This is a genomic window from Halomonas sp. HG01 (genome assembly GCF_000968715.2).
Classification (GTDB): Bacteria; Pseudomonadota; Gammaproteobacteria; order Pseudomonadales; family Halomonadaceae; genus Halomonas; species Halomonas halophila.
This window is the reverse complement of sequence record NZ_CP022134.1, coordinates 2,136,139-2,161,769: the sequence shown is the minus strand read 5'-3', so window position 1 is coordinate 2,161,769 and position 25,631 is coordinate 2,136,139. Positions and strand designations below refer to the sequence as shown.

Here is a 25,631-nt window from a genome sequence, read left to right as displayed (position 1 = left end):
TAAAGGATACATGACAGTCGGGCGTCTTGGCCGGCATGATGCGGCCAAAGGCGCATGGAATCGGCGTCGCGGCGGCCTTATTGTCACGCTATCTTTACAGATGAGTCACGCCGGGCTGACAACCTTCTGCGGCCCGGTTCGTTTTTTCGACCTGCGAGCCTTTCATGCGTCTGAGATTCCACTGCCAGAACCGCATCGGCATCCTGCGCGATATCGTGGCCCACTTCGCCGACTACGGACTCAACGTGGCCCACGGCGAGGTCGGCGGCGAACACGGCAACGCCATCTACCTGCACGTGCCCCACCTGCTGAACGCCCAGCTGGCCACGCTCAAGCCCGAGCTCGAACAGGTGCCCGGGGTGTTCGGCGTGCGACGGGTCAGCCTGATGCCCAGCGAGCGGCGCCACCTGGAGCTCGACGCCCTGCTGTCGTCGCTCTCGGAACCGGTGATGTCGATCGACATGGAGGGGCATCTGGTGGCGGCCAACCGCGCCGCCGGGCAGCTGCTGGGCGTGCGGGTCGACGAGGTGCCGGGGCTGTCGCTGGACCGCTATCTGCCTGATCTCGACCTGCCGGAGCTGATTCGCCGCAATAACGCCCGGGTCAACGGGCTGCGGGTCAAGCTGCGCGACACCGTCTACCTGGCCGACATCTCGCCGCTGCACCGCGAGCAGCAGTCGGACGTGGCCTCGCTGGCCGGCGCCGTGGTCACCCTGCATCGCGCCGATCGCATCGGCGAGCGCATCTATCAGGTGCAGCGCCAGGAGCTGCGCGGCTTCGAGTCGCTGTTCCAGGCAAGCCCCCGGCTGGAGGCGCTGATCGGCGAGGCGCGACGCATGGCGCCGCTGGATGCGCCGCTGCTGATCCAGGGCGAGACCGGCACCGGCAAGGAGCTGCTGGCCCGGGCCTGCCACCTGGCGAGCCCGCGGGGGCAGGCGCCGTTCATGGCGCTCAACTGTGCCGGGCTGCCGGAATCCATGGCCGAGACCGAGCTGTTCGGCTATGCGCCGGGTGCCTTCGAGGGCGCGCGCCCGGAGGGCAAGTTGGGGCTGCTGGAGCTGACGGCCGGCGGCACCATCTTCCTCGACGAGGTGGGCGAGACCAGCCCGCGGATGCAGGTCAAGCTGCTGCGCTTCCTGCAGGACGGCGGCTTCCGTCGCGTGGGCAGCGACGAGGAAACCTACCTGGACGTGCGAGTGATCTGTGCCACCCAGCAGGATCTGCCGAGCCTGTGCGCCGAGGGGCGCTTCCGCCAGGACCTCTATCACCGCCTCAACGTGCTGACCCTGGAGGTGCCGCCGCTGCGGGACTGCCTCGACGGCATCGAGGCGCTGGCGACGCACTTCATCGACCGCGCCGCCACCCAGATCGGCTGCCCGATGCCGCAGCTGTCACCGGCCGCGGTGGCGCGGCTGTCGGCCTATCACTGGCCGGGCAACGTGCGCCAGCTGGAGAACGTGCTGTTCCAGGCGGTCTCGCTGTGCGAGGGCGGCGTCATCGAGCCGGCGCATCTGCGCCTGCCCGAGGTGGGCCGGGCGCCGGGGCTCGCCGGTGTCGATCTCGACGGATCGCTGGCCGACATCCTCGGCGAGGTGGAGCGCCAGGTGCTGTCGAGCCTCTATCCGCAGCATCCTTCCAGCCGCCAGCTGGCCAAGCGCCTTGGCGTCTCGCATACCACCATCGCCAACAAGCTCAAGCGCCACGGGATCGGTTCGGAGGACGGATGAGGACCGACGGGCGAGGGCGGCTACCGCGCTGGCTGAAGGTGGCCTTCACGCTGTGGATGCTGTTCTGGGCGCCTTCGGTGGCGCTGCGCATCGGGATCCAGAACTACCTGTGGCTGTGCAACCTGGCCAATTTCCTGCTGCTGGTCGGGCTGTGGGCCGAGAGCCGCCGGCTTGTTTCCATGACCTGGCTGGCCTCGGCGCTGGTGGGAAGCCTGTGGGCGCTGGATGCCGGTGTCGCCTGGGCCAGCGGCTGGCATCCCATCGGCGGCACCGAGTACATGTTCGATGCCGGCATTCCTCTGTCGGTACGGCTGCTGTCGCTCTACCACCTGGTGCTGCCGCTGGTGGCCGGTTTCGCTGTCGTGAGGCTGGGCTTCGATCGCACGGCCCTGGCCTGGCAGACCGCCCTGACCTGGGCGGCGATCCTCGCCGCCTGGTGGCTCACGGATCCCCATCGCAACGTCAACTGGGTCGAGGGCCCCTTCGGCGGCGCCCAGACCTGGCTGCCGGACGGGCTCTATGTGATCGCGCTGATGCTGGTCTGGCCGCTGGCGCTCTATCTGCCGGTGCATCTGGCGACGCTGTCGCTGATGCGGCGGCGAGCGTGAACGATCAGCGGGACAGCCAGTCGCGCACCTCGCCGAAGGGATAGGCCTCCAGGGTGGCGAAGCCGTCGAGCTGGCGCGCCTTGTGGCGGGTCAGCCGCGGCGAGCTCAGCCCGCACAGGAAGCGGGCCAGCAGCGTCGGGGTGGCGGCCTCGCCTTCGCCGGCGGCCGAGAGCCGTTCGCGCAGTGGGGCGGTCAGGGCGGCGGCGTCCATCGCGGCGAGCGGCGCCGGTGGCGGCGGGGACGGCAGCGACGCGATCTGGCCGCGGCACCCCGAGCAGTGCCCGCAGCGCTCGGGGGCGGCGGCGTCGCCGAACCAGTCCGCCAGCCGCCGGGTCAGGCAGCCTTCGCCCTCGAACAGCGCCAGCATGGCGTGCAGCCGCTCGATCTCGGCCCGCTCCTTGTCGACGAAGGCCTGGTGCAGCCGCGCGATCAGGGCCTCGTCGACGGGGCGCCGCACCTCGAAGACCTCGGTCATCTGCTTGCTTTCCAGCGTGATCAGGTCCTTGTCGGCGAAGTAGTCCAGGGCGGTGATCACCCGCTGGCGTGAGGTGTCCAGGCCGCGTTCGGCGCCGAGCCGTGCCAGGGCCTCGAGATCCATCCGGTACCAGGTGCGCGCCTTCGCCGAGGCCTCGAGGATCGCCTCGACGAAGGCCCGTCGCTCGCCCTGGAAGCGAGCCACCAGGGCTTCTGCCGGCTCCTCCAGACGGAAGCGGTATTCGGCGAAGTAGCTGAAGCGCGGCCGGATCACGCCCTCGAGCTCCAGATGCACCAGCAGCGTCTTGAGCGGCAGCGGGCGGATGTCGCTGTCCCGCGAGAGGGTATTGAGGGTGAAGGCCCAGTCCTCTCCGGCGGCGGGCAGGGTCGACGTCACCCGAGCGATAGCGTCGCGCTCCGGGGTGTCGCCGTAGGTGAAGTTCTCCAGCACGCTGAGATGATCGCGACCGGCCAGCATCAGGCACTCGGCCGGGGCGCCGTCACGCCCGGCGCGGCCGATCTCCTGGCTGTAGTTCTCCACCGACTTGGGCAGGTCGAAGTGCACCACCGCGCGGATGTCGCTCTTGTCGATGCCCATGCCGAAGGCGATGGTGGCGACGATCACCGGCGTGCGGCCGGCCATGAAGTCGTCCTGGCGGCGGGCGCGCGTCTCGGCGTCGAGGCCGGCGTGATAGGCCGCAGCGGGCAGGCCGGCGGCACCGAGATAGGCGGCCAGACGCTCGGCGGTCTGCTGCAGGGTGACGTAGACCACGGTGGCGCCGGCGCTAGGCCCTTCGACGCGCGGGCGCAGCCATTCGACCAGCCGCCGCGGGCGCTCGTCGGCCGCCACCGGCGCCACCTGCAGGTCCAGGTTGGGGCGATAGAAGCCGGTGGCGGTGACGTCCTCGGCCTCGATGGCGAAGTGGCGGCGCATGTCCTCGATCACCTTCGGGGTGGCGGTGGCCGTCAGCAGCAGCGCCTGGGGGATGCCGAGCTCGTGGCGGGTCGCCGGCAGGGTCAGGTAGTCGGGACGGAAGTTGTGGCCCCATTCGGAAATGCAGTGAGCCTCGTCGACCACCAGCAGCGAGATGGGCACGCGGCGGATGAAGGCGCGGAAGCGCTCGTTCTTGAGACGTTCCACCGAGACCATCAGGATGCGGATCTCGCCGCGGGCCACGCCGTCCATCACCGCACGGGCCTCGTCCTTGGTCTGGGAGGAATCGAGGCTGGCGGCAGCGATGCCGTGGCGCTGCAGGAAGGCCAGCTGGTCCTGCATCAGCGCCAGCAGCGGCGAGACCACCAGCGTCAGGTTTGGCAGGTGCAGGGCGGAGAGCTGGTAGCACAGCGACTTGCCCGAGCCGGTGGGGAAGATCGCGGCGGCCGAGCGGCCGGCGACCACCGCCTCGATCACCGGGCGCTGGCCGGGGCGGAAGTCGGGATAGCCGAAGACCCGGGCGAGGGTCTGGTCGATGGTGGTCATGGCGGCTCCGGGCGGTGTCGATGGGAGGGGCAGGATACACGTCATGGCCGTCGATCTCGCCCGAGCGCGGGGCGTCGTCGTCAGTCGCCGGCCACGACCCGGTTGCGACCGAGGTGCTTGGCCCGGTAGAGGCTGGCGTCGGCACGCTGGATCAGGTGGTCGAGGGTGTCACCGACCCGGTGTTCGGTGATGCCGATGCTGACGGTGATGCGCCCCGACCCGAGGCCGTCGAAGTCGTGCTCGGCGATCTCGCGGCGCAGCCGCTCGGCCAGCCGGGCGGCGTTGCGCTGTGAGGTCAAGGGCAGCAGCAGGGCGAACTCCTCGCCGCCCAGCCGGGCGAGGAGGTCTTCCTCGCGCAACAGGGCGTTGCAACAGTCGGCCAGTTCGCGCAGGGTGGCGTCTCCCTGCAGATGCCCCCAGGTGTCGTTGATCGTCTTGAAATGGTCGAGGTCGATCATCATCAGCGACAGCGGCGTGGCGTGGCGATTGCTCAACGAAATCTCTTCTTCGAGGCGGCTGAGCAGCTTGCGTCGATTAGCGAGCCCCGTGAGAGCATCGCTGTCTGAAAGCTGTCGCAGGCGCTCTTCCTCGGCGACCTGCTCGCTGATGTCGAGCATCATGCCGTGCCAGAGCACGCCGGTCTCGATGCGCTGTGGCTGGGCGCGTGCAGCGATCCAGCGGCAGCGATCGCCGCTGAGCCGGAAGCGGAACTTGAGCGTGATCGGCGAGCCCCAGCGCGCTGAACGCTCAATGGCTGCCATAAGCCCGGGATAGTCCGCGTCGTGAAGGCGTTCCAGCGCCGGTTCGGCATTCTCGGCCAGGCGTTGCGGATCCAGGTCCAGCAGCTGGATGCCCCTGCCCATCAGCAAGGGGAAGTGGAGATGGCCATCCGCGCTGCGGTGCAGCTGGAAGATCAGCCCGGGCAGCTGATCGGCTAGATCCAGCATCCTCGTCGGTTCGAGCCGTTCCCTGCACGGCATGACATCGATGGGAGGCATGTGGTTTCCCTGATTGTGTTCCTGCTGCGTACAGGAGTGTCGTTGTCGTTGCGTGTGCTGCGCTCGTCCAGGGGATGAGCCCGCCACTTTTATTTAGTAGATTATGATACATACGTCGCCCATGACCGACATGGGTCATACGACGTAGGTCAAGAACCTGGTCATTTGTAGGAAATTGACGACAGCCAGGCGTCAGTGAGCCGGGAAGCGCACTATTGTTCGCATCGGGAAGACCGCACGCAAGGGGAGAACCGGTGCATAGTCGACGTCGTTTCGCCGCTTTGCGCCAGTCCGATGTTCAGCGTGGTGCGTCGTGACGTCCCTCGAGCCCCCTTCGGGAACGCCGCCTTCCAGAGTTGCAGATTTCTTGCCCGGAAGGCGTCGGTGCAGAGGGCAAGCTTGAACAAGCCCGGGACATGCGCCGCCCGCGGCGCGGCTACATCATCAGCGTGGTGCGTCGTAACGCCCCTCGCGGCCCTTCGAGAATGCCACCTGCCAGAGTTGCAGGTTCCTTGCCCGGAAGGCACCGGCGCAGATGGCCAAGTAGTACCGGAACATCCGCCGCGTACGTTCGTTGTAGCGCTCGGCGATCTCGTCCCAGTGGGCGTCGAAGTTCTCGCGCCAGGCCATCAGGGTGCGGTCGTAGTCGGCATGGATGTCAGCGCCAGTCCGGCGTTTATCTCGGTGCGTCGTAGCGTCCTTCACGGCCCTTCGAAAACACTACCTGCCACAGCTGCAGATTGCGGGCGCGGAAGGCGCCGGCGCAGATGGACAGGTAATAGCGGAACATCCGCTGGGTGCGCTCGTTGTAGCGATCGGCGATCTCGTCCCAGTGGGCGTCGAAGTTCTCGNGGTAGCGCTTCTGCTCCTCATCAGGCATCTGAGGCAGGTGCTTGATGTCGATATGCACGTACCCGGGCTCGTAGTCCTTGAAGGGCTTGTGCCGGGGCTTCCCATCATCGCCAGCGTCCTGCCGAGCCAGTTCTGCCAGTGTCGGCACCTCGCGCCGCTGGAGCATGCGGTGTAGGCCTGAGCGGGACAGTCGAGGGTTCAGGAACTCACGTGCCACGACGAGCAGATCATCCAGACCGAGGCGCAGGAATTCACGAGCGGCGATCAGCACCTCCTCCTGCTCAGACGAGAGGGTGGCGAGTAGGTTGTGACGCGTGTGCGGTCGGTCATGGACATCGTTGCGGTACCGCCAGCGGCGGATGGTCGCGTGGGAGACACCATACTGGCGGGCCAGCTCGCTATCCGTGATGCTGGACGGTGCCGCCTGGATTTCAGCACGGATCTTCGGTGTCGTGGTGGCCTGCTTATGCAGCTTGATGTCCATGAACCTGCTCCCGAATGAATTGCTTTAGAAGCTCTCTGGCTGCCAGCAGAGGATAACTCCTATAGCTCATTTGATCATCCGGGACCCTACACATAGGGCTTGTTTTTGCTTTTGGAAGTTGTCAAGGATTCCTTGATAACTGAAATCGCATATAAATCTATATTTCCGGTGTGTTGCGATTTTCAGGCTGGCATTTTGAGAGTGCGCGGTCGAATAGCTCGCCAAGCTTGGTCTCAGTTTATGCCGGGATCATTGGATCTTCTTGGCAGCACCAGCGTCGCCAGGGTGTGGGCCTTCTGGTCGCTGACCGCGCGGGAGTAAAGGTCATGAAGCTGCGCGTAGTCGCCGGCCATGGCCTCATCCATGCCGCTGGCCTCGAAGCGTTCCATTAGTGCGCGGGTATCCCGAATCACTGTGTCGAGCTCGTCGATCACTCGCTGGTGCTCGTCTTCGGTCATGTGGCGAGTTCCTGGGCGCGGCGGTAGAGCGTGCGGGCGCTCTCGACGGCGACGGCCTCGTGGGCGTCCAGCGTCAGCGAGGCGCTGTTGCCCGCCTGCTCGCCTTGGCGGACGGCTTCCAGCTGCCGGGAGTAGCGCGTCATCAGATGTTCGAGATTCATGCGGATCATTGCGATCTCCAGCTCGAACTCGACCTTCAATTCTTCCAGCCTGGCCCTCTCATCAGTATCTGTACACCGCTCGATGCGGGCCTGTAGCGTGCTATCCACAAGCCGCTCGGTGGCCTGAAGCTTGGGGATAAGCTCAAAAATCACATCGTGGGCAGAGAGGAGGTCAATGGAGGCTGACATTCGTCGTCTCCTTGATACTCAAAGAGTGTGTATCCGCCTCCACTTCCATCGTTTCCGCTCCATGCTGTCATTTCGTATGAATAGAAGCTTGCTGATAATCGGAGTCACCTTGGGTATCTGGTTCGATTTCTATATCTTCTATGGTAATATCGTTGACATCTGCCCCGTCATGGATATCTAGATCTTCGGCAGTACCCTTTTCAATGAAGGTCTTGCGCGCAATATTGCCGACGACATTGGTCGAGTAAGAGTCAAATGTGGCACCGACGACTCCTCCAACGAGCGGCACCATCTTGCCAAGATTGATAACCCCTTTGCTGCCGAATTTGGTTACCAAGCGAAAGCCAACTTTTTGGTTGATCTTGGTGAGTACGGTTCCAGGAACCTTTTTGATCATGCTTGTTGTCAAGCGCGTTCCAAGATTGATGCCGGCTTCCTTGATGATGTCATTGGCGGCACTGCCGGTCAGGCATACATAAACCAGTGAGCGAACGCGATCATCGCGTACGTCATAGCCCGCCATGACAGCAATGGCTGCTACCATCCTGACTTGAATATAAAGAAGAGATGCCACGCTTGCCGGAACGGTGACTGGCAATGTGATGGCACCTCCTAGCCCACTGATAAATCCAGTGGTGCCTGTTTTGGTGTTTTGCCACCGAATCATAGAGTTGGCGCAGGCAACCAGGTCGTCGCTTTTCTTGTAGTTGTCGGCAAGCTCCTGTGCGCTATCAAAGCCAGGGATTCCTTCGATGGCCTTGTCGTAAGTCCATTCCAGGGCTTTTAGCATCTTGGTTTGTGTCAGTTTTTCGGTCATGTCAGCTCTGCTTTGAAAGATTTGGTTTTCGTTCGAGATGTGCGCCCTTTTGTTTCTTCAAGAGATGTCTATGCCAAGCGTATTAGAAAGGTGTTGGTAGAAGTCTTCTCGCTGCCTGGGATTTTCCAGATCATGGCAGGCGCAGCATAGTGCTTTCAATGCTTGTTCCTTTGTGATTTTTCTATCCACAACGTGATTTTTCAATTTGCTATTGTAAATGTACTTCAGTTCATTGTAGCCGTTTGCTTGTCCGCAGGCTACTTCGGGCGAGTCCCCTTCTCCTTTCGGATGTTCGTCATCGTAATCGAATTGATCGTTGATATCCCTGATTGACGTGACGTCGTCACAAGTTTTCGTTTGGGATGCTTCGTAAAGGTCTTTAAGCCTCATGATATCTCCTATGGCTTCATAATGGATATTATATTTGATTAGGCAGTTCGTATGAGAAAGGGCCGGCATGGGCCGGCCCTTTTTTCTATCTTCGTACCACTAGGATTAACCCAGCAGCGACAGGGCGCTCTGCGGCAGCTGGTTGGCCTGCGCCAGCACGGAGGTGCCGGCCTGCTGCAGGATCTGGTTACGGGTCATGTTGGCCACTTCGGTGGCGTAGTCGGCATCTTCGATACGCGAGCGAGCGGCAGAAAGGTTAGTCTCGTTGGTGCTCAGGTTGGTGATGGCAGACTCGAAACGGTTCTGCACGGCACCCAGCTCCGAGCGCAGGCTGTCTACTTGATTCAGCGCAGAGTCCAGGGTTTCGAGTGGCTTGGCTGTGCCAGTCTTCTGAAGCAGGCTAGTGTCAAAAGTATCTGTATCTCGAGTTGCTGTGCCATTGTAGGTGCCGCTTAGTGTGGCGCCATAAAGCTCACCTTCATGGTCAACAACGGCTGCAACATCGCCGTCAGTTTTCAAAGAGTACTGAACTTTATTTCCATCAGCGTCTTCTTGGATTGCAACATTGCCGGAAGAGTCTTGAACTGTTGCCGCATAAACAGTTCCATCATCCATGCGGACACCGTATTTGTCTGATGGGTTTCCGTTTTTGTCGAGAATTTCGTGGACGTTATGATTTTCCCCGTCGATATTAATGACCAGGTTGTCGTCATTTTGTGCCAGGAGGTCAGTTGCTTGTGCGCCAGAGGTGCCTTCTGTTAAGTCAACCTTTTGTGCGTTGCCACTGCCGTCATCTGTGAAGGCTGTTATTTTTCCATTGAAAACGGCAACTTGAACATCTGAGGTGCCGCCACTTGCATTTTCCACCTGAACTTTTTCATAGCCTCCAGTGCCATCTTGCTTTAGAAGGTTGATTTTGTTTTCGCCGCTCTCATCGACAGCGACAAAATAGTCACCACCATCTATTTTTACGTTCAGGACAGCTTGGTCTGCTGTTGTGCCGGAGTCAGTTGAGTCTCCAGTGTCAGTGGCAGTTACTCCAGTAGAATCTAGATAAGTTTTTGCTGCTGCACCATCAGTGCCAGCAAAGCCATCTGCTGAATACTCTGTGTTTCCTGATGTGTCGAATGCAGTGTCGTTGGCTACTGCTACTTGGGTGGAAGATGAGGCGTCACTCTTTCTGGCAATGGATTCTGAGAATTCTACTTTTTTCTCAGAGACGCTAAAGCTTTCAAGGCCGAGCGTTTCGGAGTTGATTTTTTCTAGGTTGACGTTGATAGCCTCTCCATCGTTGGCGCCTACCTGAATCTTAATCCCTTGATCTTCAGATAGCACTTTTACGCCGTTGAAGTTTGTCTCGCCGGAGATGCGATCAATTTCTCCAAGGCGCTGAGTGATTTCATCCTGAATGGACTGGAGGTCATCTTCAGAGTTGGTGCCGTTCTGGGCCTGAACGGTCAACTCGCGAACACGCTGCAGGTTGTCGTTGACCTGGTTCAGGGCCCCTTCGGCGGTCTGGGCGATAGAGATACCGTCGTTGGCGTTGCGCTGCGCCTGGGAGAGGCCGGTGATCTGGGCGCTCATGCGGTTGGCGATGGCCTGGCCGGCGGCGTCGTCCTTGGCGCTGTTGATGCGCAGGCCGGAGGAGAGGCGCTCCATGGAGGTGGACAGGGCGCTCTTGGATTCGTTGAGGTTCTGCTGGCCGATCATGGCCGTGATGTTGGTATTGATCACTGACATGGTGATTTCCTTCCAAGCTGTTGAGGGCTCCATTGGCGGGCCCGTCACGTTGGCGCTCCGGGCCTGCCGCAACGGCGCCGTTGGCCGTTACTTCCCTTTATCGGTGGCCTGAAGGGGAGCTTTAGGGTAGGGCAGGAAAAATTTTGCTGGCAGAATTCACAGTCGCTCAGCGGCCGCCGGCTTGGGGGATGGAGGAGTGCTAGACTCTGGCCCCTCGCCCCTCGCCCCTCGCCCCTTACAGATACCCATGCCCACCATTGACGTGATTATCGAGCTGTCCCATGACGCCTGCCTGGCTCATTACGAGGGCCGGGCGGGCGTGGTGCAGTCGCGCAGCCTGGACGGGCGCAGCGTGCAGTTTCCTGCCGAGGCGCTGCGTCGTGTGGTGGCGCGGGACGGGGTGCACGGCGTATTCCGGCTTTATGTGTCACCAGACGGCCGCTTCGAGGGCATTCGGCGCCTGCCTGACGCTTCTGATCGGAGTTGACGATCTCACCTATCCGGTGATCGCTGACGCCGCCATGGTCTCGCCCCAGATCGCGGTGAACGCGTCGGCGGGCAGCGGGCGGCCGAAGTAGTAGCCCTGGGCCTGGTCGCAGCCCAGTCGGGCCAGTTCCAGAGCTTGTTCGCGAGTCTCCACGCCTTCGGCGACGGTCCGCAGGCCCAGGCTGCGCGCCATGGCGATGATGGTCTCTACGATGGCGCGGTCGTGGGGCCGTCGAGCATCCGGTGCACGAAGGAGATGTCGATCTTGAGGGTGTCGGCGGCGAAGCGGCGCAGGTAGGCCAGTGAGGAGTAGCCGGTGCCGAAGTCGTCGATCGAGAGGGTGTAGCCGGCCCGGCGCAGGGTATGGGTGATGTCGATGGCCTGCTCGGCGTCGCGCATCGCGTCGCTCTCCGTCAGCTCCAGGTCGATGCTGAAGGCCGGCGTGTGGCGGGTCAGTTCGGCGATGCGTCTGGCCAGGTCCGGGTCGGCGAACTGCTGGGCCGAGACGTTGACCGACAGCCGTTCCGGCAGGCGCCGTCCGTTGCGGTGCCAGTCGGCCAGCTGGCGGGCGGCTTCTGCCAGTACCCAGTCCCCCAGAGGTCGGATCAGCCCGCGTTCCTCGGCCAGCGGAATGAACTCCCCGGGACTGACCCAGCCCCATTCCTCGTCGTGCCAGCGGCACAGGGCCTCGGCGCCCATCAGCCTGCCGCTGGCGAGGTCGACCTTCGGCTGGTAGTGCAGCGATAGCCGGTCCTCGGCGATGGCGAGCTGGAGGCGCTCGGTCATCTGCTGACGGCGCAGCAGGTCGCGGGTCATGCCGGTGTCGAAGGGGCAGATACCGTCGGCCTGTCGCTTGGCGTGATAGAGGGCGATGCTGGCGAACTTGAACAGTTCCTCGGACGTCATGGCATCGCTCGGATAGCGTGCGGTGCCGATGCTCACCGCCAGCGTGAAGCGGCGATGGCCGAGCGTGATCGGCTGGCTCGCGGTGTGGCGAATCCGCTCCAGGCATTCCGCGAGGTCCTTCTTCGCCGCTCGGGGCAGCAGCAGGGCGAATTCGTCGTTGGACAGCCGGGCCAGGCGCTCGTGCGGGGCCAGGGCATGCTGCAGGCGCTCGGCGAGGGCGGCGAGCAGCCGGTCACCGACCTGATGGCCGTGGATGTCGTTGATTTCCTTGAATCGGCGGATATCGAGCAGCAGCAGCGCCAGCGGCGTCTGCTCGCGTTCGGCGGCCCGGCGCTGGTGGCTCAGGTCCTCCATGAAGCGGATGCGATTGGGCAGGCCGGTGGTGCCGTCGGTGTAGGCCAGCTGATGCATGCGCCGGTGGTCGCCGCGGCGCTCCAGCTCGGCGGCGGCACCGGTGGAGAGGATGCGCAGCACCGAGGTGGCGAAGGCGTCGGCCTCCAGCGGCTGGCGATACAGCAGCACGATGACCCCGATCGGCTCGCCCCGGGCGTTGTCCAGCCGGCGGCCGATCCAGGCGCGGGTGGCGGCCGGGAAGCCGGGCAGGCTCGGGGCCTCGCCGTCGTGGACCATGATCTCCTGCTCGTCGAGCAGCCGCGCGCAGGGCGTGCCGGCCAGCGCCAGGTCGGCGCGACTCAGGCGCCGGCCATCGGCCTGGGCGCTGACCAGGCTCAGGCGCGCTTCGGCGGGGCGCGTTGAGGCCGCCGGCGCGTCGCCGGGGGCTTCCAGCAGGGCGACGAAGCCGGCATCGGCCTCGAGCAGGCGGGTCAGGGTGTCCACCAGCTGATGGAAGTAGTCGTCGCCGATGCGGCTGGTGACGGCGGAGGCGACCTGCATCACCGCCTGCTGGACGCGCTGGGCTTCCTGTTGCTCGGTGACGTCGGTGATGAAGCCTTCGAGGCACTCGACCCGGCCCTCGGCGTCGAGCACCGCCTGGCCCTGTTCCCACATCCAGCGCAGGCGGCCGTCGGCGGTCTGCAGGCGATAGACCATCTGGAAGGGGTCGCCGCGGGCGATGGCCTGCTGCACGGCGTCGTCGACGAGCTGCTGGTCGTCGGGATGAATGAGCTCGGCATAGCTGACGCGCCGGTTGTGGGTCAGGGCCGCGGCCGGGTAGCCGGTCAGCGCCTCGGCGCCCCGGCTGACCAGCAGCATGGTCCAGTCCGCGTCGTTGAGGCAGCGGTAGGCCATGCCGGGCAGGTGGTTGAGCAGGGTGTCCAGCCGGCGTTCGCTCTCCCGGGCGTGGCGTTCGCTGGCCTGCAGGGCGCGTTCGGCCTCGCGTCGGCTCAGCTCGGCGCCGGCCTGGGTCGCGGCGATATGCAACAGCTCGCGCTCCTGGTCGCTGGGCGCCATGGGGCGATTGGCGAGCACCGCCAGCAGGCCCATGAAGGTGCCGTCCGGGGCGCTCAGGGGCAGGCCGAGATAGCTCTCGGCGCCGAGCTCCTGGAGCAGGGGGTCGTGGGGGAAGCGCGACTGGACGTCGCTGGCATACAGGCAGGGCGCACGCTCCGTCACCGTCTCGCAGGGCGTGCCGGCCAACGCATAGTGCAGGTTCGCCCGATGGCGTCCCCCGGACCAGACGGCCAGGGTGGCGGCCTCGCCCGGGCGGACCCGGGCGATCATCACGTGATCGGCCGACAGCAGCGTGGCCAGCCGTTCCACCAGGGTATCGAAGAAATCGGGGGCGCCGCTGTGGCCGAGCCCCTCGGCGAGCCGCTGAAACGCCTCCTCGGCGGTGATCCGGGCGGGCATCTCGGTTCTCCCTGCTGATGGCATCGTGGTGATAGTGCCGGCGCTTCCTCTCACCTGTTGCCAGATTGCGTGCGGACGGCAGGCAAGGCAAGACCGGATATGAAGATAGAGGTCCCACGCTCAAGTCGCCTGCCGGTCGGCCGATATGTCTCGATCCGGTACAGGAATGACCCGAGAGAGGCACAGGGATGGCAGAGGACGGTTACACCCGCATCGACAACCCCAGGGAGATCGAGACGCTGCTCGAGACGCTGAGCGAGCCGGGCGGCGCTTCGCTGCAGCTCGGCGAACAGGGCGAGCCCTTGCCGGTACTGCTCGCCGAGCGGGTGGCCGGCGAGGCGCTGGAACTGGATATCAGCGCGGTCGGCGAGATCGCCGGCGAGCTGCGAGACGGCAAGGCCTTCCGCCTGCTCGGTCAGGCCCAGGGCAAGCTGGTGCGCACCCCCGAGATGGTTGCGGAAGCCTGCCGTCAGGACGACGGCCGGCTGCTGTGCCGCTGTGCCTGGCCGCAGCGCCTGGAGGTGCTGCAGCGCCGCGATACCTTCCGCGCTCGGCTGCGGCTGGGCATGGAGGTCGGCGCCGTCCTGCGCGATGCCGAGGGAAACCGCGCCCAGGGCGATCTCCAGGACCTGTCGCTGGAGGGCTGCCGGCTGGCGCTGCCGCTGTCGGCCACCGCCCTGCTGGCCGAGTCGCCGCTGCCGCTGGATATCGCGCTGTGCTTTCCCGACGGCACCCACTTCCAGGCCCGGGGTCGGGCGCGGCATCGTCGGGCGGACACCGAGCGCCAGACGCTGATCGCCGGCTTCCAGTTCCAGGGCCATGGCCCCGACCAGGAGCGCCGGCTGTGGCACTTCGTGCGCGAGATCGAGCGGGAGGCGGCGCGTCACGTCGAAGGGGGCGAGGCCGCGCGGCCGCCTTCGCCGCTGTTCCAGGGGGCGGCCAGCGCCGACCCGAAGGCGGGGCGCCGCGGCGACCAGGCCTATGCCACGCCGATGACGCGGCGCCTGGCCCATGTCGCCGGATACCTGGATGCCCAGCTGCTGGAGCTGCGAGACGGCGGCGAGATCGACGGCGTGGCCCTGTCGCGCCACGCCGACCGCCTGTTGGCGCTGCATGAGGAAGACCGCGAGGGGCTGCTGTTCGCCTGCGATGCGCTGCATGGCGAGTCCTGGCTGGTGGGGCACGGGCTGGGGGTGGCGGTGCGGCTGCTCGATCTGGTCGGCAGAGATTCGGTGCCTCAGGAACTGCGCAAGGCGCTGGTGGCGTCGGCCATGGTCCATGACCTGGGCAAGGCGCTGCTGCCGGACGACGTCTGGCAGTCGGCGACGCTCGAAGGCCGCGGCTCGCCCGAGCTTCAGGCGCATATCGAGCGGCTGGAGGCACGCATGAGCGGCTGCCAGTGGCTGTCCTCTGCGGTCTTCGCCTCGGTGGTGCGGCGCATCAACGAACGCCTGAACGGTGGCGGCTATCCGGCCGGCCTCTCCGCCGAGGCGCTGGGCGAGCTGGAGCGTGCCGCGGCGGTGGTCGATGCCGTGGATACCCTGCGTCGCCCGCTTGGCGAGCGCCCCGCCTGGCGCGCCGGCGCCGTCTATCGCTACCTGCTCGACCGCGAACATGCCTTCGATCCGCGCTGGGTCAAGCGCTACATCCGCCGCTTCGGCCTCTACCCCATCGGCACCCTGGTGCGCTTCGACGGAGGGCGGCTGGCCTGGGTCCAGGGGCTCGACGATGACGGCCGGCCATCCCGGGTCCAGCTTGCCGGCGGAGTCGAATCGTCCGGCGAGGGGCTGCATACGGTCCTGGGTGACAAGGCGCTGGAGGGCGAGGTGCTGAAAGGCGAGGTCACTCGTCGCCTCGGCGAGCCGCGCGAGGAAGTGGCGGTGGCTAAAGTCGCCGCGGAAGCCGCCGATACCCGGAAATAGCCCCTCTGCCGGGAGCTGCTCGTCGTCATGAGTGATGCTCGCTCCTGCCAGACTCACCGTACACAGTAAGGAAGCGTCATGGCCTCGATTTCATCTTTGGGTATCGGCTCGGGCATGGACCTCAACGGTCTGCTCGACCAGCTGGAAAGCGCCGAGCGCGAGCAGCTGGCGCCGCTGGAAACGCAGAAGGCCAGCTATCAGGCGGAGATCTCCGCCTACGGCAAGCTGGAGAGCGCGCTGTCATCGTTCCAGGATGCGGCGGCCAAACTCAACGACGACTCGCTCTACCGCAGCCTGTCCAGCGCGGTGACCGGCGACAGCGCCACGGCCACCGCCACCAGCGAGGCCCAGGCCGGCACCTATGACGTCAGCGTCACCAACCTGGCGCGCTCCCAGAGCATCGCCACCGCGGGCTTCGCCGAGGGCGAGACCTTCGGCGGCGAGATGACGCTCAACGTCGGCGGCGAGGCGCTGCCGGCCTTCACCATCGAGGCAGGCAGCTCGCTGGAAGATGTGCGCGACACCATCAATGCCCAGGACGCCGGTGTCTCGGCCAGCATCGTCAATGACGGCTCCGGCACGCCGTATCGCCTGGTGCTGTCCAGCGACGAGACTGGCACCGATGCGGCCATTCAGTCCATCCAGTTCGATGGCAATGCCGGGCTGACCTTCGACAAGGCCAAGGCGGAAGATCCTGCCAACAACCCGGGATATGCCGGTATGGCGCAGACCGTGGCCGCCGAGAACGCCGAGCTGACGGTCAACGGCATCGGTATCACCAGCCAGTCGAACACCGTGGAAGGCGCCATCCAGGGCGTGACCCTGGAAGTCGCCGAGGAGGGCGATTCCACCGTCAAGGTGGAGCTCAACAACCGGGCGCTGCGCGAAGCGGTGACCGGCTTCGTCGATGCCTACAACGACTATCGCTCCACCGCCGATGAGCTCACCAGCTTCGATCAGGAGAGCGGTGCCGCCGGCGAGCTGCTGGGCGACAGCACCATGCGCAGCGTCGAGTCGCGGGTGCGCGGCGCGCTGAGCGGCGGCACGCCGGGCGGCGGCATGCTGAGCGATATCGGCATCGGCCTGGAACTGGACGGCACCCTGAGCCTCGACGACGAGGCGCTGGACGACGTGATCCTGAACGATCGCCAGGCGCTGTCCGAGTTCTTCGCCGGTACCGAAGACGGCGACGGCATGTCCGATGTACTGGAGACGACGCTGGGCAACCTGCTCGACGACGGCGGCTCGCTGGACAACGCCACCTCCGGGCTGGAGTCGAGCATCGAGCGGCTGGATGAGCGCTACGCCAGCATGGAGGGCTCCATCGCCAACACCATCTCGCGCTATCGCAGCCAGTTCAGCCAGCTCGACGGCATGATCGCCAACATGAACCAGACCAGTACCTACCTGACCCAGCAGTTCGATTCGCTGAGCGCCCAGCTGGGCCAGTAAACCTGATGCCACGACACGAGGGAGAACGAGGATGAGTGCCATGCGAGGAGCCGCCGCCTACGGAGGCGCCAGTGCCTACGCCAAGGTCGGGGTGGAAAGCGGCGTGATGTCCGCCAGCCCGCACAAGCTGATCGTGATGCTGTTCGATGGCGCGGTGGCGGCCATTCGGGCGGCACGCATCCATATCGAGGCCGGCAACACCGCGGAAAAGGGCAAATCGATCTCCAAGGCGCTGGATATCGTCAACAATGGCCTCGCGGCGGCGCTGGACGCCGAGCAGGGCGGCGAGGTGGCCGGCAACCTGGCATCGCTCTACGACTACATCGCCCGGCAGCTGCTGGCGGCCAATCTTCACAGCGAGGTGGCCAGGCTCGACGAGGCCGAGCGCCTGCTGAACGACATCGCCTCGGCCTGGCGCGAGATCGAGCCCCAGGCCGCAGGAGGCTGAGATGACGAACGCTCGCGAGGCTTCTGCGGAGGCGGTGATCGATGGCTATCAGGACCTGCTGGAGCGCAGCGAGCGCATGCTGGCGCTGGCGAGAGAGGCCGACTGGTCGGCGCTGGTGGAGCAGGAAACCGGCTATGTGCAGCAGGTGGCGCGCGTCGCCGAGCTGGACGCGCAGCATGTGCTGTCGGACGGCGAGCGGCAGCGCAAGGCCGAGCTGCTGGAGGCGATCCTCGGGAATGACATGGAGGTTCGTCGTCATCTGGTCCAGCGCCGGGATGAGCTGGGCGAGCTGATCGGCACGGCTCAGCGCCGCCGCGATCTGCAGCAGGCCTATGGCGACGGCGGCAGAGGGGCCGGCAGCGGCCGGGTGCTCTCGGCGGCCTCGCGCTTCGGTCAGGGCGCGTCGTGAGTGGCATCACGCCGCTGATCGATACGCTCCTGCACCAGGTGCTGGGCAAGCGGGTCGATACGCCTGCGCCCCAGCCGCTCAACCAGCCCGTCAGGCCGACCTCGCCTTCCGATGCGGCGCGGGCCGTGCACAGCGACTCACGCCTCGATGCGCGGGCGCCCGGTCCCGCCGTCGGCGAGGTGGCCCGTGGCCAGGGGCGCGAGGCGCCTGCGCCACAGGCGCCATCTGGTGGCGCACCCGGCTCGGCCCTGACCCACTTCAGCGCCACGGCGCGTACCATTGCCGACCTGCTGGGGCGCTTCCCGGCGCCGCCGTCGGCGGTGTCGCCCGCCGCGCCGCTGCTGGCCGCCAGCGAGGCGGCCACGCCCGAACAGCTCGCCCAGCGGCTCTCGGGCAGCATTCGCGACAGCGGCCTGTTCTACGAATCCCATCTGGCCCGCTGGTATCGAGGCGATGTGCCCCGCCAGCAGCTGAACCGCGAGCCGCAGATGCTGCAGCTCCTGCAACAGCTGCGCTTTACGCCGGTGGCTTCCGCGCCGGGCGGCTCTCCCGCCGCGGCGCTGGCCACGGCCGCCGCCGCAACGGCGGCTTCCGCGTCTGCTTCCGGCGCGCCTGCCACTGGCAATGCCGAGGGGCTGGCCGCACGCGTCCAGGCGCTGCAGCCGTCGGTGCCCTTCCTGACCCGTACCGCCATGCCTCGGGGCGAGGCGCCCGCGCTGTTGCCGAGCGTCGCGGCCGGGGCGAATCCCCAGGCGCCGTCGCCCGCGCCCATGATGCCCGGCACGGCAACCGCGCCGGCGGGACACGAGGCGGCGATGGCCCGAGGGGCCTCGGCCGCCGCCGAGGCTGGACGAGCGGCCATGTCGTCGGCCGTCGATGAGGCCGCACGCGTCGTCGACGGGCGCCGCGAGCCGGTCGCCGACGGCCTGCAGCACCTGGTGCGCCATCAGCTGGAGATGCTGGCCACGCCCCAGCTGCGCTGGGAAGGCGACGTCTGGTCGGGGCTGTTCATGGCGCTGGTGATCCAGTTGCCCCAGGGGCGTCGCGACGGGCGTCAGGAAGGAGAAGAGGGCGGTGAGTCGCGCCAGGACGAATCCGGCGGATGGCGTTCCCGACTGACGCTCGAGGTGGCCGGGCTGGGGCCGCTGGAAGTCTCGCTGTGGATGCGTGAGGTGCGCCTCGATATCGACGTGCAGGTCCGTGACGCCGCCGTCAGATCGCGGCTGGAGGAAGGGCTCGAGACCCTGCGTCAGCGGTTGGCGGGGCACGGCTTCGATGACGTTCGCCTGCGTCTGACCCTGGACGCCGAGGGGGCAGAATGACCGAACGATCCCGGGAGACCCGACGCCAGGCGGTGGCGCTGGCCTATCAGGACGCCGAAGGCGCGCCGCGGGTGGTGGCCCAGGGCTATGGCGAACTGGCCGAGCGCATCGTCGAGGAAGCCCGCCGCCAGGGTGTCTACGTGCATGATTCGCCGGAGCTGGTGGGGCTGCTGATGCAGCTCGACCTGGACGAGGAGATTCCGCCGCGCCTCTATCAGGTGGTGGCCGAGCTGCTGGTCTGGGTGCGAGAGCTGGCGGAGGCGCCCGGCGCCACGGAGTAGTGCCGCGACGGTTTCAGTCGTCGCTGTGCTTGTCGTTGAATGGCGCGATACCGCTTTCGATGAGTGCCTTTCTGGCACTTTTTCATTAGGTTGATCTAGGTCAATGGCATTGCACCATTGAGCGTTGGAGACTATATGTTGCACCTGCCCCCCATCGAGGGCAGTGTTACGAAAATGAAAACAAGAGGCGCTACGCTCTGCCAGACGCAGACGAAGGCTTGCCTATAACAACGAACGCGGCAAAAAGACCGTGACGTGGAAAAGCCAATAAAAGCAGGGAATTATGAAAACCAATCCGCACGTCGCCGAGATTCGCGAGCTGAATCTCGGCTATCTGCTGCTGGCCCAGCGGCTGCTTCAGCACGACCGGGCCGAGGCCATGTTCCGTCTCAAGATCGATGACGAGATGGCCGATCTGCTGGCCGCGCTGAACGTCCAGCAGCTCTCGCGCCTGGCCAACACCAATCAGCTGCTGTGCCACTTCGGCGCCGAGAGCGCCGAGCAGCTGCGCCAGGTGGTCGACAACCCCCGCGACCAAGGGCTCTCCCATATTCATGCCTCACTGCTGATGGCCTCGCGCTCGATGCTGTCGGAAGGGGGTGAGCATGTCGGCTAAGAGCCTGCTGGAAGAGCTGGAGCAGGTGCAGCTCGCCATCGACCTGATCGAGCTGGGCGCCCGCCTCCAGGTGCTCGAGACCGAGACCGATCTCAGCCGGGCCCGGCTGATCCGGCTGTTCAAGGAAGTGCGTGGCATGTCGCCGCCCAAGGGCATGCTGCCGTTCTCCACGGACTGGTTCATCACCTGGATGCCCAACGTCCACTCCTCGCTGTTCTACAACATCTACCAGCGCCTGCTGGTGGATCTGGAATGTGGGCGCATGGAGGCCTTTATCAAGGCCTACCGGCTGTATCTGGAGCAGGTGGCGATCGACGACGCCGAGGCCGTGCTGGGGCTGACCCGGGCCTGGACCCTGGTGCGCTTCTTCGAGAGCGACCAGCTCCAGCTCTCCGAATGCGGTCGCTGTCACGGCCACTTCGTGGCCCATGCCCACAGTCCCTCCCACGACTACGTCTGCGGCATCTGTCAGCCGCCCTCCCGGGCCGGCAAGACTCGCAAGCGCCGCGACAAGACGGCGGCCGCCGATGCCGCGCCGGCCAAGGCCGTGCGCCAGGCCTGAGTCCGTTCGCCGGAGCGGGGATTCTCCCGCTCCGGCGCCAACTTTCTTTCCTGCTTTCCCTCAAGTCCCCGCCGTTTCCGGCCGATAGCCTGCATCAGTGACATCATTCACGCGTCGGCGAAGGAACTCGTTGTGCTGATTCCCCTTGGTTATCTGGTCGTCCTGCTTTCGGTCTTCGGTGGCTTCGTGCTGGCCGGCGGCAGCCTTGGCCCTCTCTTCCAGCCCACCGAGCTGCTGATGATCGGCGGCGGCGGTCTCGGCGCCTTCATCGCCGCCAACAACGGCAAGGCGCTCAAGGCCTCGTTTCGCATCCTGCCGCGGCTGCGCCGCTCAAAGAAGTACGACAAGGCGTTGTACATGGAGCTGATGGCGCTGCAGTACAAACTGCTCGCCAAGATCCGCCGCGACGGCATGCTGGGCATCGAACGCGATATCGACAATCCCCAGGAGAGCGCGCTGTTCAACGAGCATCCCAAGGTGCTCGCCGACCCGACCATCATGACCTTCCTGACCGACTACATGCGCCTGATGGTCAGCGGCAGCATGGATCCCATGGAGATCGACGAGCTGATGCTCCATGAGATCGAGGCCTTCGAGCAGGAGGCGCACATCCCCGCCGATGCCATCCACAAGGTCGGCGATGCCATGCCGGCCTTCGGCATCGTCGCCGCGGTAATGGGCGTGGTGAAGGCGCTCAGCGCCTCCAACGCCGACCCCGAGCAGATGGGCGTGATGATCGCCCACGCCCTGGTCGGCACCTTCCTCGGCATCCTGCTCGGCTACGGCTTCATCCTGCCGCTGTCGAGTCGCATCGAGCGTCAGGCCAAGGAGGTCGAGAAGGTGCTGCAGTGCATGCGCGTGACCCTGCTGGCCAGCCTGCACGGCTATGCGCCTCAGCTGGCGGTGGAGTTCGGCCGCAAGGCGCTGCACAGCCAGGAGCGCCCCGGCTTCAGCGAGCTCGAGGAATACGTGCGTGAATCCAAGGCGGGTGTGGGCAGCGCATGAGTCAGGGGGACAATCGCCGGCCGATCATCATTCGGCGCAAGAAGGTCGTTCAGGGCCATCATGGTGGCAGCTGGAAGATCGCCCTGGCGGACTTCATGACCGCCCTGATGGCGCTGTTCCTGGTGATGTGGATCCTCTCCACCTCCAGCCCCGAGCAGCGCGAGGGCGTGGCCGACTACTTCAGCACGCCGCTGGTGGCGGCGATCACCAGCGGCGACAGATCCGCCGTCAGCCAGAACGTGATTCCCGGCGGCGGGCCCGATCCGACCTATCAGGAAGGCGAGCGTGCGCGCATCGACCTGCGCCAGCAGACCCGCCCCAGCGAGCGGCAGCGCCGCGCCTTCCGCGATCTGCAGCGGCGCATCGAGGCGGCGATCGAGGCCGATCCGGACCTCAAGGAGCTGCGCGACCAGCTGCGCTTCGACATGACGCCCGAGGGGCTGCGCATCCAGCTGCTGGACAACGAGCAGCGGCCCATGTTCGAGCTCGGCAGCGCCCGGGTGGCGCCCTACATGCACGATCTGCTCTACCTGATCGCGCCGCTGCTCAACGAGCTGGACAACGACCTGAGCATCAGCGGCCACACCGACAGCCTGGCCTATCTCAACGGCCAGCGCGGCTACGGCAACTGGGAGCTGTCCTCCGCCCGCGCCAACGCCTCACGCCGCGAGCTGGTGGCTGGCGGGCTGGATGCCGACAGGCTGCTGCGCGTGGCGGGCTTCGCCGATCAGGTGACGATGCCCGACACCGTGCCGAGTGACCCGATCAACCGGCGCATCGAGCTGCTGGTGCTGTTCGAGGTCGTGTCCGAGCGCATTCGCTCGCCGCGGGTGGTCGATGGCATCGGCCTGCCGTCAACGCTGGGCGGCGGCCGCCAGCCGTCGCCCGACGAATCGCCGATGGAGCGTTTCAACCAACGACTCAACGAGGCCCTGGGCCCGGCATCATCGCCCTGAGAGGCGCCATACACCCTGGGTAGGGAACCGCATGGATATCACCGATTTCTATGACACCTTCTTCGAGGAGGCCGAGGAGCTGCTGGCCGACATGGAGCGCCATCTCCTCGAGCTCGACGTCGATGACCCGGACGCCGAGCAGCTCAACGCCATCTTCCGGGCGGCACACTCGATCAAGGGCGGCGCCGGCACCTTCGGCTTCGACGTCCTGCAGCGGACCACGCACCTGTTCGAGAACCTGCTGGATCACGCGCGCCAGGGCGAGCTGACGCTGCGCCGGGATATCGTCGACACCTTTCTGGAAACCAAGGACATGCTGCACGACCAGATGGACGCCTATCGCAACGGCGAGGAACCCGATCAGGAGGCCTTCGCCCGCATCTGCGAGACCCTCAAGCGCCTGGCGCTGGAGGAGATCGGCCAGTCGCTGGACGGCGGCGAACCCGCCCCCAAGGCCGCCGAGCCGACACCTGCTCCGGCCCCCGAGCCCGCCCCTGAGACCGCTTTTGAGACCAAGCCGGCGCCCGCCGAGGCGCCGTCCCAGGAGGGCGAGAGCCGCCTGACGGTCTCGCTGCTCAACGTCGGCGACGAGAATCGCGCCCTGCTGGTGGAGGAGCTCGAGCAGCTCGGCACCATCGAGTCGCAGGCGGGCGACGCGGCCTGCTATCGCGTCACGCTGGCCACCTCGGTGAGCGCCGAGGACATCGAGGCGGTGATGTGCTTCATCGTCGAGCCCGACCAGCTCAAGATCGAAACCGCGGAGGCCGAGGCGAATGATGCATCGGCCGCCGGCGAGCGCCGGCTGGTCGTGTCGCTGCTCAAGGTCGGCGACAAGGACCGCGCCCAGCTGCTGGAGGAGCTCGGGCAGCTCGGCACCGTCGAGGGGCAGTCGGGCGACGCGGCCTGCTACCGGGTCACGCTCTCCACCTCGGTCAGCGTCGAGGACATCGAGGCGGTGATGGGCTTCATCGTCGATGCCGATCAGCTGAAGATCGAGCGGGAGGCCGAGTCGGCGCCCGCGGCACCGGCCGCCTCCGAAACGCCGGCGGCGACCGAGCCGGAAGCCTCCGGCCAGGACGCGCCGCAGCCGGCGGCGAAGCCCAAGGCAGAGAAGCCCAAGGCGGCGAAAGCCGACAAGCCCAAGTCGAAGGCCAAGTCCGGTGGCGGCGAGTCCTCCTCGATCCGCGTCTCGGTGGAGAAGGTCGACCAGATCATCAACCTGGTCGGTGAGCTGATCATCACCCAATCGATGCTCGACCAGACCGTCAGCGAGCTCGACAACGTCAACCACAGCGGCCTGCACAACGGCATGAACCTGCTGCAGCGCAACGCCCGCGACCTGCAGGAAGCGGTGATGTCGGTGCGCATGATCCCGATGGATTTCGTCTTCAGTCGCTTCCCCCGCGTGGTGCGCGAGACCGCCGGCAAGCTGGGCAAGGACATCGAACTGGTCACCGAGGGCGCGGCGACGGAGCTCGACAAGAGCCTGACCGAGCGCATCATCGACCCGCTCACCCATCTGGTGCGCAACAGCCTGGACCACGGCATCGAGTCGCCGGACGCCCGCGAGGCCGCCGGCAAGCCGCGCACCGGCAAGCTGACGCTCTCGGCCAAGCACCAGGGCGGCAACATCCTGATCGAGGTGATCGACGACGGCGGCGGCCTGAACCGCGAGAAGATCCTCGCCAAGGCACGGGAGAGCGAGCTCAGCGTCTCCGACAGCATGAGCGACGACGAGGTCTGGCAGCTGATCTTCGCCCCCGGTTTCTCCACCGCCCAGGAGGTCAGCGACGTCTCCGGCCGCGGCGTGGGCATGGACGTGGTCAAGCGCAACATTCAGGGCATGGGTGGCAACGTCCAGATCATGTCCACCCCCGGGGAAGGCACCACCATTCGCATCGTGCTGCCGCTGACCCTGGCGATCCTCGACGGCATGTCGATCAAGGTCGGCGACGAGGTGTTCATCCTGCCGCTGTCCGCGGTGCTGGAGTCGCTGCAGCCGAGCCCCGACGACCTCTACGCCATGGCCGGGGACGACGTGGTGCTCAAGGTGCGCGACGAATACCTGCCGGTGGTGCCCGTGCACGAGGCGCTGGACGTCACCGGCGCCAAGACCGAGCTGGCCGAGACCATTGCCGTGATCGTCCAGGGCGAGGGCCGCCGCTACGCGCTGCTGGTGGATGAGCTGGTTGGCCAGCAGCAGGTGGTGGTGAAGAACCTCGAGACCAACTATCGCAAGGTGCCCGGCGTGTCCGCGGCGACCATCCTCGGCGATGGCAGCGTGGCGCTGATCCTCGACATCACCGATCTGCACCGTCTCAACCGAGCCAAGAAGGAGGCGCGGCGCGACGCCCGTCCCGCCGTCTCCACGACCCTGAATCCCAAGGAGGTAGAGCCGTCATGAGCATCGAGACCACCGAAGCGGCCCTGGCCGCCACCGAGGCCGAAAACCGCGAATTCCTGGTGTTTTCGCTGGGCGACGAGGAATACGCCATCGATATCCTCAAGGTGCAGGAGATCCGCGGCTACGAGAACGTCACCCGCATCGCCAACGCCCCCGAATTCATCAAGGGCGTGACCAATCTGCGCGGTGTGATCGTGCCGATCGTCGACCTGCGCATCAAGTTCCATCTGGAGAACGTCGAGTACGGCGGCCAGACCGTGGTGATCGTGCTCAACGTCGGCGAGCGCATCGTCGGCATCGTGGTCGACGGCGTCTCCGACGTCATGACCCTGACGCCCGAGCAGATCAAGCCGGCGCCGGAGTTCGGCGTGACCCTGTCCTCCGACTTCCTCAGCGGCCTCGGCAGCCTCGAGGACCGCATGCTGGTGCTGGTGGACATCGACAAGCTGCTGACCAGCCATGAGATGGCCCTGGTCGACAGCGTGAGCGAATAAGCCGGCACGTTCGGGCGCTCACGGCGGGAGGCGACGCGCCCGGCGTGCCGGACCATCGCGAGCAGGCTGTCATCACGTTCCTGGGCGCTGCGCTTGGCGCCCAGGCACCGACATCCTCGCGCCGCCTCGTGCCCGGCGCTCGTCTGCCATCCCCGGCAAGCAAGCCGCGCTCTGCCAATAA

At 65.8% G+C, this 25,631-nt stretch carries 23 protein-coding genes and 3 pseudogenes; 15 read left to right on the top strand and 11 right to left on the bottom strand.

The genetic code is table 11. From position 1 onward, the window contains the following. The first annotated feature begins 164 nt into the window (after positions 1 to 164). On the top strand, positions 165 to 1,727 hold the full coding sequence (locus UN84_RS10220) for a sigma-54-dependent transcriptional regulator (RefSeq protein ID WP_046080238.1): 1,563 nt from the start codon (positions 165 to 167) through the stop codon (positions 1,725 to 1,727). Then, positions 1,724 to 2,335 carry a hypothetical protein gene (locus tag UN84_RS10215; RefSeq protein ID WP_046080239.1) on the top strand — a complete coding sequence of 204 codons (612 nt, stop codon included), beginning with the start codon at positions 1,724 to 1,726 and terminating at the stop codon, positions 2,333 to 2,335. Before UN84_RS10220 ends, UN84_RS10215 begins: the two co-directional genes overlap by 4 nt. A 4-nt stretch (positions 2,336 to 2,339) precedes the next feature. Here the strand turns inward: UN84_RS10215 and UN84_RS10210 are convergent, their stop codons facing one another. From UN84_RS10210 to UN84_RS17535, 10 genes and pseudogenes are all read right to left on the bottom strand, one after another. Then, the gene (locus UN84_RS10210; protein ID WP_046080240.1) at positions 2,340 to 4,289 is read right to left on the bottom strand and encodes a RecQ family ATP-dependent DNA helicase; all 1,950 of its coding nucleotides are present in this window, start codon (positions 4,287 to 4,289) and stop codon (positions 2,340 to 2,342) included. An 80-nt stretch (positions 4,290 to 4,369) separates the two neighbouring features. Next, the gene (locus UN84_RS10205) at positions 4,370 to 5,236 is read right to left on the bottom strand and encodes a sensor domain-containing diguanylate cyclase (RefSeq protein WP_237022304.1); all 867 of its coding nucleotides are present in this window, start codon (positions 5,234 to 5,236) and stop codon (positions 4,370 to 4,372) included. A gap of 495 nt (positions 5,237 to 5,731) precedes the next feature. Next, positions 5,732 to 5,938: pseudogene (locus tag UN84_RS10200) on the bottom strand (class I SAM-dependent methyltransferase); the annotation flags it as partial. 25 nt (positions 5,939 to 5,963) lie between these two features. After that, positions 5,964 to 6,167: a class I SAM-dependent methyltransferase gene (locus UN84_RS10195; protein WP_442908411.1), complete on the bottom strand. Its 204-nt coding sequence runs from the start codon at positions 6,165 to 6,167 to the stop codon at positions 5,964 to 5,966. After that, a pseudogene (locus UN84_RS10190) lies at positions 6,141 to 6,623 on the bottom strand (IS481 family transposase); the annotation flags it as partial. The gene UN84_RS10195 and the pseudogene UN84_RS10190, both read right to left, overlap by 27 nt. Positions 6,624 to 6,856: 233 nt before the next feature. After that, positions 6,857 to 7,081 (bottom strand): hypothetical protein, encoded by a 225-nt coding sequence (locus UN84_RS10185; protein WP_046077946.1) that lies wholly within the window; start codon positions 7,079 to 7,081, stop codon positions 6,857 to 6,859. Further along, positions 7,078 to 7,431: a hypothetical protein gene (locus tag UN84_RS10180; RefSeq protein ID WP_046077945.1), complete on the bottom strand. Its 354-nt coding sequence runs from the start codon at positions 7,429 to 7,431 to the stop codon at positions 7,078 to 7,080. Before UN84_RS10180 ends, UN84_RS10185 begins: the two co-directional genes overlap by 4 nt. A gap of 67 nt (positions 7,432 to 7,498) precedes the next feature. After that, entirely contained in the window at positions 7,499 to 8,248 is a 750-nt protein-coding gene (locus UN84_RS10175; protein WP_082090803.1) for an EcsC family protein, read from the bottom strand. Between the two features lie 57 nt (positions 8,249 to 8,305). After that, positions 8,306 to 8,638, bottom strand: a complete 333-nt coding sequence (locus UN84_RS10170) for a hypothetical protein (RefSeq protein WP_082090802.1) — start codon at positions 8,636 to 8,638, stop codon at positions 8,306 to 8,308. Positions 8,639 to 8,743: 105 nt separating this feature from the next. Continuing rightward, a complete protein-coding gene (locus tag UN84_RS17535) occupies positions 8,744 to 10,378 on the bottom strand; it encodes a flagellin N-terminal helical domain-containing protein (protein ID WP_046077944.1) in 1,635 nt (544 codons plus the stop codon). 247 nt (positions 10,379 to 10,625) lie between these two features. Here UN84_RS17535 and UN84_RS10160 point away from each other — a divergent pair, with 247 nt between their 5' ends. After that, complete coding sequence (locus UN84_RS10160) at positions 10,626 to 10,865, top strand: DUF2835 domain-containing protein (RefSeq protein ID WP_046077943.1); 240 nt, start codon at positions 10,626 to 10,628, stop codon at positions 10,863 to 10,865. A 9-nt stretch (positions 10,866 to 10,874) separates the two neighbouring features. Here the strand turns inward: UN84_RS10160 and UN84_RS10155 are convergent. Next, positions 10,875 to 13,450 (bottom strand): annotated as a pseudogene (locus tag UN84_RS10155) (EAL domain-containing protein). Positions 13,451 to 13,767: 317 nt separating this feature from the next. Between UN84_RS10155 and UN84_RS10150 the strand changes: the two are divergent. The 12 genes from UN84_RS10150 (at position 13,768) to cheW (ending at position 25,450) form a co-directional block, all read left to right on the top strand. Further along, positions 13,768 to 15,501: an HD domain-containing phosphohydrolase gene (locus tag UN84_RS10150; RefSeq protein WP_046077942.1), complete on the top strand. Its 1,734-nt coding sequence runs from the start codon at positions 13,768 to 13,770 to the stop codon at positions 15,499 to 15,501. 78 nt (positions 15,502 to 15,579) lie between these two features. Beyond that, positions 15,580 to 16,953, top strand: a complete 1,374-nt coding sequence (gene fliD / locus UN84_RS10145) for a flagellar filament capping protein FliD (protein ID WP_046077941.1) — start codon at positions 15,580 to 15,582, stop codon at positions 16,951 to 16,953. 31 nt (positions 16,954 to 16,984) lie between these two features. Then, positions 16,985 to 17,401, top strand: coding sequence for a flagellar export chaperone FliS (gene fliS, locus UN84_RS10140; RefSeq protein ID WP_046077940.1), 417 nt, complete (start codon positions 16,985 to 16,987; stop codon positions 17,399 to 17,401). A 1-nt stretch (position 17,402) separates the two neighbouring features. Continuing rightward, the gene (gene fliT / locus UN84_RS10135) at positions 17,403 to 17,810 is read left to right on the top strand and encodes a flagellar protein FliT (protein ID WP_046077939.1); all 408 of its coding nucleotides are present in this window, start codon (positions 17,403 to 17,405) and stop codon (positions 17,808 to 17,810) included. After that, a complete protein-coding gene (locus UN84_RS10130; RefSeq protein WP_052719254.1) occupies positions 17,807 to 19,132 on the top strand; it encodes a flagellar hook-length control protein FliK in 1,326 nt (441 codons plus the stop codon). Before fliT ends, UN84_RS10130 begins: the two co-directional genes overlap by 4 nt. Next, complete coding sequence (locus UN84_RS10125; RefSeq protein ID WP_046077938.1) at positions 19,129 to 19,413, top strand: EscU/YscU/HrcU family type III secretion system export apparatus switch protein; 285 nt, start codon at positions 19,129 to 19,131, stop codon at positions 19,411 to 19,413. Before UN84_RS10130 ends, UN84_RS10125 begins: the two co-directional genes overlap by 4 nt. Positions 19,414 to 19,696: 283 nt before the next feature. After that, complete coding sequence (gene flhD / locus UN84_RS10120) at positions 19,697 to 20,029, top strand: flagellar transcriptional regulator FlhD (protein WP_046077937.1); 333 nt, start codon at positions 19,697 to 19,699, stop codon at positions 20,027 to 20,029. Next, a complete protein-coding gene (flhC, locus tag UN84_RS10115) occupies positions 20,019 to 20,591 on the top strand; it encodes a flagellar transcriptional regulator FlhC (protein WP_046077936.1) in 573 nt (190 codons plus the stop codon). Before flhD ends, flhC begins: the two co-directional genes overlap by 11 nt. A 132-nt stretch (positions 20,592 to 20,723) precedes the next feature. Then, a complete protein-coding gene (gene motA, locus UN84_RS10110; protein WP_046077935.1) occupies positions 20,724 to 21,596 on the top strand; it encodes a flagellar motor stator protein MotA in 873 nt (290 codons plus the stop codon). Continuing rightward, positions 21,593 to 22,552, top strand: coding sequence for a flagellar motor protein MotB (motB, locus tag UN84_RS10105; RefSeq protein ID WP_046077934.1), 960 nt, complete (start codon positions 21,593 to 21,595; stop codon positions 22,550 to 22,552). Before motA ends, motB begins: the two co-directional genes overlap by 4 nt. A 31-nt stretch (positions 22,553 to 22,583) precedes the next feature. Continuing rightward, positions 22,584 to 24,956 (top strand): chemotaxis protein CheW, encoded by a 2,373-nt coding sequence (locus UN84_RS10100; RefSeq protein ID WP_046077933.1) that lies wholly within the window; start codon positions 22,584 to 22,586, stop codon positions 24,954 to 24,956. After that, entirely contained in the window at positions 24,953 to 25,450 is a 498-nt protein-coding gene (gene cheW / locus UN84_RS10095) for a chemotaxis protein CheW (protein WP_046077932.1), read from the top strand. Before UN84_RS10100 ends, cheW begins: the two co-directional genes overlap by 4 nt. The last annotated feature ends 181 nt before the right edge of the window (positions 25,451 to 25,631 follow it).